Annotated in this window: 8 protein-coding genes; 3 read left to right on the top strand and 5 right to left on the bottom strand. The window is 68.8% G+C overall.

Features of this window, described 5'->3' with window-relative positions; translation table 11 throughout:
- Both AC6EI8_RS22730 and grpE read right to left on the bottom strand, forming a co-directional pair.
- Positions 1-380, bottom strand: a 380-nt coding sequence (locus AC6EI8_RS22730; protein WP_498382941.1) for a thioredoxin family protein, incomplete at its 3' end; no start/stop codon positions are given.
- 89 nt (positions 381-469) lie between these two features.
- A complete protein-coding gene (gene grpE / locus AC6EI8_RS22725; RefSeq protein WP_149319326.1) occupies positions 470-1,060 on the bottom strand; it encodes a nucleotide exchange factor GrpE in 591 nt (196 codons plus the stop codon).
- 262 nt (positions 1,061-1,322) lie between these two features.
- On the opposite strand from grpE, the gene AC6EI8_RS22720 reads away from it, so the two are divergent.
- Positions 1,323-1,508 (top strand): hypothetical protein, encoded by a 186-nt coding sequence (locus tag AC6EI8_RS22720; protein ID WP_149319327.1) that lies wholly within the window; start codon positions 1,323-1,325, stop codon positions 1,506-1,508.
- Between the two features lie 36 nt (positions 1,509-1,544).
- Here the strand turns inward: AC6EI8_RS22720 and AC6EI8_RS22715 are convergent, their stop codons facing one another.
- From AC6EI8_RS22715 to hrcA, 3 genes are all read right to left on the bottom strand, one after another.
- On the bottom strand, positions 1,545-1,940 hold the full coding sequence (locus tag AC6EI8_RS22715; RefSeq protein ID WP_226109120.1) for an RNA-binding S4 domain-containing protein: 396 nt from the start codon (positions 1,938-1,940) through the stop codon (positions 1,545-1,547).
- A complete protein-coding gene (hemH, locus tag AC6EI8_RS22710) occupies positions 1,937-3,052 on the bottom strand; it encodes a ferrochelatase (protein ID WP_498382940.1) in 1,116 nt (371 codons plus the stop codon). The genes AC6EI8_RS22715 and hemH overlap by 4 nt, the downstream gene beginning before the upstream one ends.
- A gap of 64 nt (positions 3,053-3,116) precedes the next feature.
- The gene (hrcA, locus tag AC6EI8_RS22705) at positions 3,117-4,154 is read right to left on the bottom strand and encodes a heat-inducible transcriptional repressor HrcA (protein ID WP_498382939.1); all 1,038 of its coding nucleotides are present in this window, start codon (positions 4,152-4,154) and stop codon (positions 3,117-3,119) included.
- 102 nt (positions 4,155-4,256) lie between these two features.
- Here hrcA and AC6EI8_RS22700 point away from each other — a divergent pair, with 102 nt between their 5' ends.
- Positions 4,257-5,174: an NAD kinase gene (locus tag AC6EI8_RS22700; protein ID WP_149319330.1), complete on the top strand. Its 918-nt coding sequence runs from the start codon at positions 4,257-4,259 to the stop codon at positions 5,172-5,174.
- 62 nt (positions 5,175-5,236) lie between these two features.
- A partial coding sequence (recN, locus tag AC6EI8_RS22695; protein ID WP_498382938.1) for a DNA repair protein RecN occupies positions 5,237-6,865 on the top strand: 1,629 nt, incomplete at its 3' end.

The following is a 6,865-nucleotide window of genomic DNA, read 5'->3' as shown; positions in this document are numbered from 1 at the left end:
GCATTGGCAACCGCCGCGGCGAACTGCCCGATGCCATGCCAGCCGGTGGCGCGGCCGAGCTTCTTGCCGCGGTGGAAGAACATGAACACCGGGATGCCGTACAGCCCGAAGCGCCGTCCCAGCGCCGGATAGGTGTAGACGTCGGCATGCAGCCAGTGCAGATCGAGCTGGCGCAGCGGGTCCGGATTGGCCAGCATGGCCTTCTTGGCCATCTCGCAGTTGTAGCAGTCCTCGCCCCAGAAGAACACGCAGACCAGCTTGTCGCCGGCGGCGGCGAGCGCGTCGTCGATGGTGTCATGATCGACCGCGCGCATGCCGAAGGCCTCGAACGCGCGGTGATCCGTATGGGGCGCCGGCGCTGCGCCGAACGGGTAAGGCATCGCATTTCTCCACAAACGAGAACGCCCGGTGCCGAAACGGCGCCGGGCGTGGCTGCGCATCGGAGGCAGGCCGGTCTGCCCGCCGACCCTTACTTCGGCGCAGCCACCGTCACCAATGCGGGCCGCAGGACCCGGTCCGCGATCAGATAGCCGCGTTGCAGCACGGCCACCACCGTATTCGGTTCCTGCTCCGAAGGCACCATCGAAATCGCCTGGTGCCGATGCGGGTCGAACTTCTCGCCGACCGGATTCAGTTCGACCATGCGGCCCTTCTCGAAGGCGCTGGCCAGCTGCTTGGCGGTCAGTTCGACCCCCTCGCGCAGCTTGGCGATATCGCCCGACCCATCGGCCAGCGCGGCCTGCAGGCTGTCCATCACCGGCAGCAGATGCTCGGCGAAGCTCTCGATGGCGAACTTGTGGGCCTTTGCCACGTCCTCCTGCGCCCGGCGCCGGATGTTTTCGGCCTCGGCGACGGCACGCAGATACAGATCGTAGTTCTCGCGTGCCTTGGCTTCCTGCTCGGCCAGCTGTGCGGCGAGCTGGGTGGCCACGTCATCCGCGGCTGCGGCGGGCTCGGTCGTCTGGTTCGGCGTTGCCGGTTGCGCGGCTTGCGCTTCGGCGGCCTGGTCGGCGGGCGAGGTCGGCGGCGTGTTGGATGGCGTTTGCTTCTGGTCTTCCATGTCGATCCGTTTCAGAACAAGTTGCGGCCGCACCGGCGGTCCGCCTGGGGTCAATCGGAATTCAGCTGGCAACTGGTGGCGCCAAGCCGATATTTCAAGAGCGGATGGACATCTGCAGGAAACATCAGCTTACAAACTTAAACCAGTGCTGCGGGGAGTGAAATTGCTTTGCCGCAGTGCAGCTTCTAAGATAAATCCAAAAAAACGACAAAACTGCCGGGGTGCCGTCCCATATTGAAGTCTTTCCTGCCGGGGTAAGGCCATGCGCAAGCTGCCGAAGCCGTCGAACAAAACGCCGAAGTTTTCGCTCTTCACCCTGCTGGTACTTCTTTCGCTGGCGGCCCTGACCGTCTTCATCTGGCTCTCCGACGGACTGACCCCGCGCGACAGCGTGGCAGGCGGCGCCGATCCGGCGCTGCGCCAATACATCATCCAGTATTCCCGCTGACACACGGCCCGCCCGCGCGGGCCGTGCCGCTTCGGTTCACCCTTTCAGATCCTCGATGCGGCGGCGGTCCCGCTTCGTCGGGCGCCCCTGCAATTGCGACGCCGGCTCGACATGCAGACGCCGCCGTTCGGCCTCGGCGGCGCGCCGCGTCCGGCTTTCCTCGGTTTCCTCGTAGAGCGTCTGGGCGACGGAGGCCGGCCCGCGGGCCGGGGCGACGCCCTTGACCACCAGCTCCCAGCGCTGCTGATGGGCGTCGATGCGTATCGTGTCGCCCGGCTTGACCTCCCGCGAATTCTTGCATGGCTGGCCGTTGACCTCCACCCGGCCCCGCTCGACGGCCTCCGCCGCCAGCGAGCGGGTCTTGAAGAAGCGCGCGCACCACAGCCACTTGTCGATGCGCTGGCGCGCATCGTCCTCGTATGACGGATTCATGCCGCCGCCCCCCTTGCCTGCGCCAGCGAGCGCCTGGCCTCCAGTTCGTGCGCGTGCGGCAGCCGCAGGGGCCAGCCCTGCATATGCTGCAGCGCAATCTCCGACAGCGCGGTGATCCAGAACGGCGCGTCATTCAGGCACGGAATGAAGTGGAACTCCTTGCCGCCGGCGACCTTGAATTCGGACTGCCCTTCCATCGCGATCTCTTCCAGCGTCTCGATGCAGTCGGCCGGAAAGCCCGGGCAGAACACGTCGACCCGCGCGGTGCCGACCTTGCCAAGCTCGGTCAGCGTCGGCGCGGTATAGGGCTGCAGCCACTCGGCCTTGCCGAAGCGCGACTGGAACGTGACCTGGTACTGGCCGGGCTGCAGACCCAGCGCCTCGCCCAGCATGCGGCCGGTCTTCAGGCATTCGCAGTGATACGGATCGCCCAATTCCAGCGTGCGCCGCGGCACGCCGTGAAAGGACAGGATCAGGCGGTCGCCGCGCGCGAAATCGGGCGGGCCGTGCTGGGCCCAATAGGCGCCGACCTGCTGGTGCAGCGCGCCCAGGTAGGCCGGATGATCGTGGAAATGCTTGACCAGCCGAAGCTCGGGCTGGTTGCGCCATTCGCCGAGCACGCGGAACAGCTCGTCGAAGGCGGTCGCGGTGGTGGTGCCGGAATACTGCGGGTACATCGGCAGCGCCAGGATGCGCTCGCAGCCCTGGCGCCGCAGCGCCTCCATCACGGATGGGATCGACGGGTTGCCGTAGCGCATCGCGCAGGCCACCGTCACGTCGTGTCCCTGCTGCGCCAGCAACTGCTGCAGCGCATGCGCCTGCCGTTCGGTGTGGACCAGCAGCGGCGAGCCGGTCCGGTGGGCCTCGCGCAGCCAGATCGATTCGTACTTGAGCGCCGACGCGCGCGAGCGCAGCGGCAGGATCAGCCCGTACAGCACCGGCAGCCAGGCCGCGCGCGGAATCTCCACCACGCGCGGATCGGACAGGAACTGCTTCAGATAGCGGCCGACCGCCTTCGGGGTCGGCTCGTCGGGCGTGCCCAGATTGATCAGCAGGATCGCCGTGCGGGGCGCCTGCCCATGCCGATAGGCCGGTTCTGCGGTAAAGGTCATAGGGATTCCGGTATCGCTGGGGCGCGAAGGCCGCCCTGCGCGTGGCGGCCCGCCCTGGCCGCCATCAGTTCTGGCTGCTCAGCGCGCTCGACAGCAGCCGCGCGGTGATATCGACGATCGGGATCACCCGGTCATAGGCCATCCGCGTCGGGCCGATCACGCCCAGCGTGCCGACGATCTGGCCGTCGACCTCGTACGGCGCGGTGATCACCGCCATGTCCTCGAGCGGCACCAGCCGGCTCTCGCCGCCGATGAAGATCTGCACGCCCTCGGCATGGCTGGACACATCGAGCAGCTGCAGCAGGCTGGTCTTGTGCTCGAACACGTCGAACAGCCGGCGCAGCTTGTCCATGCTCGAGGCCAGGTCCTCGACCTCGAGCAGCTTGCGTTCGCCCGAGATATAGACCTGGTCGTCCTCGTCGGCCATCGCGCTGCTGCCGGCCTCGACCGCGGCCTGCATCAGTTCGGACATGTCGATGCGCAGCGCCTTCAGTTCGTCGCGCAGCCGCTCCCGCACCGTGTCGAAGCGCATGCCGGCGTAATGCGTGTTGATGAAATTGGCCGCCTCGACCAGCTGCGACGCGCTGTAGGGCAGCTCGGTCTGGATGATGCGGTTCTGCACGTCCCCTTCGGGCGTCACGATGATCAGCAGGATGCGCTTGTCGGACAGCCGCATGAATTCGATCTGCCGGAACGCCTGCGCGCGGCGCGGGGTCATCACCACGCCGGCGAACTGCGACAGGTTCGACAGCGTGCGCGCGGCGGTGGTGATCATCCGCTGCGGGCTCTGTTCCTGCGCGCCGAGTTCGCCCTGGATCAGCCCGGCCAGCTTGGTGCGGTTGAACTGGCTGTCGAGCGGCTGGGCCGTCAGCATGGTGTCGACGAACAACCGGTAGCCGCGCGGGGTCGGAATGCGCCCCGCCGACGTGTGCGGGCTGGCAATGAAGCCCATCTCCTCCAGGTCCGACATCACGTTGCGGATGGTCGCCGGCGACAGGTCCAGTCCCGAGTACTTCGACAGCGTACGCGAGCCGACCGGCTGCCCTTCGGCGATGTAGCGCTCGATCAGGGTCTTGAGAAGGGTTTTCGCTCGTTCGTCCATGGTGTCCCGATTTTACGCAAGTTTTGCGCGCCGGGGCTCGCGCTGGCACTCGCCCCCCGCCCCGTGCTGACAATGGTCATGGCGGTATGGTCTAATCCGGGCATGTCTGCACACCCCAAGTCCGGCGCCGCGCACGCGCCCTTTCGCACGGTCGCCCTGGTCGGCAGGTATTCGACCGCGGGCATCGAGGGCCCGCTCGAGGAACTGGCGGCCTGCATCCTGCGCAACGGCCAGGACGTGGTGTTCGAACGCGAGACGGCGCTGGCGACCGGCCTGACCGACTACCCCGCGCTGTCCGCCGAAGAGATCGGCCGGCAGGCCGACGTCGCCGTGGTGCTCGGCGGCGACGGCACGCTGCTCGGCATCGCGCGCCAGCTGGCCGGCTTCTCGGTGCCGCTGATCGGCGTCAACCACGGCCGCCTCGGCTTCATGACGGACATCCCGCTGGAGGATGTGCAATCGGTGCTGCCGGCCATGCTCAGCGGCCACTACGAGCCCGAGAACCGCATGCTGCTCGAATCGCGCGTGATCCGCGACGAGGGCGTGATCTTCTCCGCGCTGGCCCTGAACGACGTGGTGGTCAATCGCTCGGGCATCTCCGGCATGGTCGAGCTGGCGGTCTCGGTGGACGGCTACTTCATGTACAACCAGCGTTCGGACGGCCTGATCGTGTCGACGCCGACCGGCTCGACCGCCTATGCGCTGTCGGCCGGCGGGCCGATCCTGCATCCGACGCTGTCCGGACTGGTGCTGGTGCCGATCGCCCCGCATGCGCTGTCGAACCGGCCGATCGTGCTGCCGCACGACGCCGAGGTGTCGATCGAGGTCGCCACCGCCCGCGATGCCAGCGTCAACTTCGACATGCAGTCGCTGACCTCGCTGCTGCCCGGCGACCGCATCGTCGTGCGCCGCTCGGCCAGGACCATCAACCTGCTTCACCCGGTCGGCTACAACTACTACGCCACGCTGCGCAAGAAGCTGCACTGGCACGAGTACCCGACCGAAGACAACCGGCTCTGAGCGCCAGCGCACCCCGCCGGTCCCGATCCCTCCCAAGTCACCGCCGCCTTCCGTCTCCCAAGATGCTGCGCAGCCTGTCCATCCGCGATTTCGTCATCGTCGACACGCTCGACCTCGACTTCACCGCCGGCTTTACCGTGTTCACCGGCGAGACCGGTGCCGGCAAGTCGATCCTGATCGATGCGCTCGCGCTGGTGCTCGGCGAGCGCGCCGATGCCGGCGTGGTGCGCGAGGGCGCGGCGCGCGCCAGCGTCAGCGCCACCTTCTCCACGCACCCCGCGCTGGACGCCTGGCTCAACGAGCAGGCGCTGGCCGAGGACGACGGCAACGTGCTGCTGCGCCGGGTCGTCGATGCCAACGGCCGCAGCAAGGCCTTCATCAACGGCAACGCCGCCACGCTCGCGCAGCTGCGCGAGGTCGGCGACCAGCTGGTCGACATCCACGGACAGCACGCCCACCAGCTGCTGCTGCGGCCGGACGCGCAGCGGCTGCTGCTCGACGCGCACGCGGGCCTGACCGCGCAGGCCGCCGCGGTGGCCGAGGCCTGGCGCACATGGCGGGCCTGCGTGCGCCAGCGCGAGGCCGTCGAACAGCAGTCGCGCGAGATGCAGCTCGAACGCGAGCGGCTCGAGTGGCAGGTCGGCGAGCTCGACAAGCTGGCGCCGCAGGCCGGCGAATGGGAAGCGATCCAGGGCGAGCACAAGCGCCTGTCGCATGCGGCCAATCTGCTCGAGGGCGGCCGCGCCGCGCTCGATGCGCTGTCGGAGGCCGACGGCGCGGTGCTGTCGGCGCTCAATGCAATGGCGCACCGGCTGCGCCAGCTGGCCGAGGTCGACCCCGCGCTCGCCGATGTGGTGACCGCGCTCGAAGCGGCCGAGGTGCAGGCCGAGGAAGCGGCCCACTCGCTGACCCGCTACGTCGACCGGCTCGAGCTCGATCCCGAGCGGCTGCAGGTGGTCGAGGAGCGGATGCAGGCCTTGCACACCGCCGCGCGCAAGTTCCGCGTGCCGCCCGAACAGTTGCCCGAGGAACTGCTGGCGCGCCGCCAGCAGCTCGACGACCTGCAGGCCGCGCAGGACCTGAACAAGATCACCGCGCGCGAGGCGGCGGCCCGCGCCGCCTACCTGACCATCGCACGCCATCTGAGCGACAGCCGGCGCGAGGCCGCCGAGCGGCTGTCGGCGGCTGTCACCGAGGCGATGCAGGGCCTGTCGATGGCCGGTGGCAGCTTCACCGTCGCGCTGCACCCGCTCGAGGAAGGCGCCAGCCACGGGCTCGAACAGGTCGAGTTCCTGGTGGCCGGCCATGCGGGGGTCAGCGCCCGGCCGCTGGCCAAGGTCGCGTCGGGCGGGGAACTGGCGCGGATCAGCCTGGCGATCTCGGTGATCACCAGCGAGGCCGCGCCGACGCCGACGCTGATCTTCGACGAGGTCGATACCGGCATCGGCGGCGCGGTCGCCGAGGTGGTCGGCCGCCGGCTGCAGGAGCTTGGCCGCGCGCGCCAGGTCCTGTGCGTGACCCACCTGCCCCAGGTCGCCGCGCAGGCCGGCACGCACCTGCTGGTCAGCAAGGAGACCGTCGGCGATGGCGGCGAGGCCGTGACGCGCTCGCAGATCCGCGTGCTCGACGCCGCCGGCCGCGTGGTCGAGACCGCGCGCATGCTGGGCGGCGCGACGGTGACCGCCACCACG

The organism is Cupriavidus sp. R6-3 (assembly GCF_059772245.1).
The sequence above is the reverse complement of the archived record's forward strand: the minus strand, read 5'-3'. Positions and strand labels throughout refer to the sequence as shown.

Coding starts and splice junctions, on each gene's coding strand:
- grpE (WP_149319326.1), bottom strand. CDS start 1,060: ATGGAAGACCAGAAGCAAACGCCATCCAACACGCCGCCGACCTCGCCC.
- AC6EI8_RS22720 (WP_149319327.1), top strand. CDS start 1,323: ATGCGCAAGCTGCCGAAGCCGTCGAACAAAACGCCGAAGTTTTCGCTC.
- AC6EI8_RS22715 (WP_226109120.1), bottom strand. CDS start 1,940: ATGAATCCGTCATACGAGGACGATGCGCGCCAGCGCATCGACAAGTGG.
- hemH (WP_498382940.1), bottom strand. CDS start 3,052: ATGACCTTTACCGCAGAACCGGCCTATCGGCATGGGCAGGCGCCCCGC.
- hrcA (WP_498382939.1), bottom strand. CDS start 4,154: ATGGACGAACGAGCGAAAACCCTTCTCAAGACCCTGATCGAGCGCTAC.
- AC6EI8_RS22700 (WP_149319330.1), top strand. CDS start 4,257: ATGTCTGCACACCCCAAGTCCGGCGCCGCGCACGCGCCCTTTCGCACG.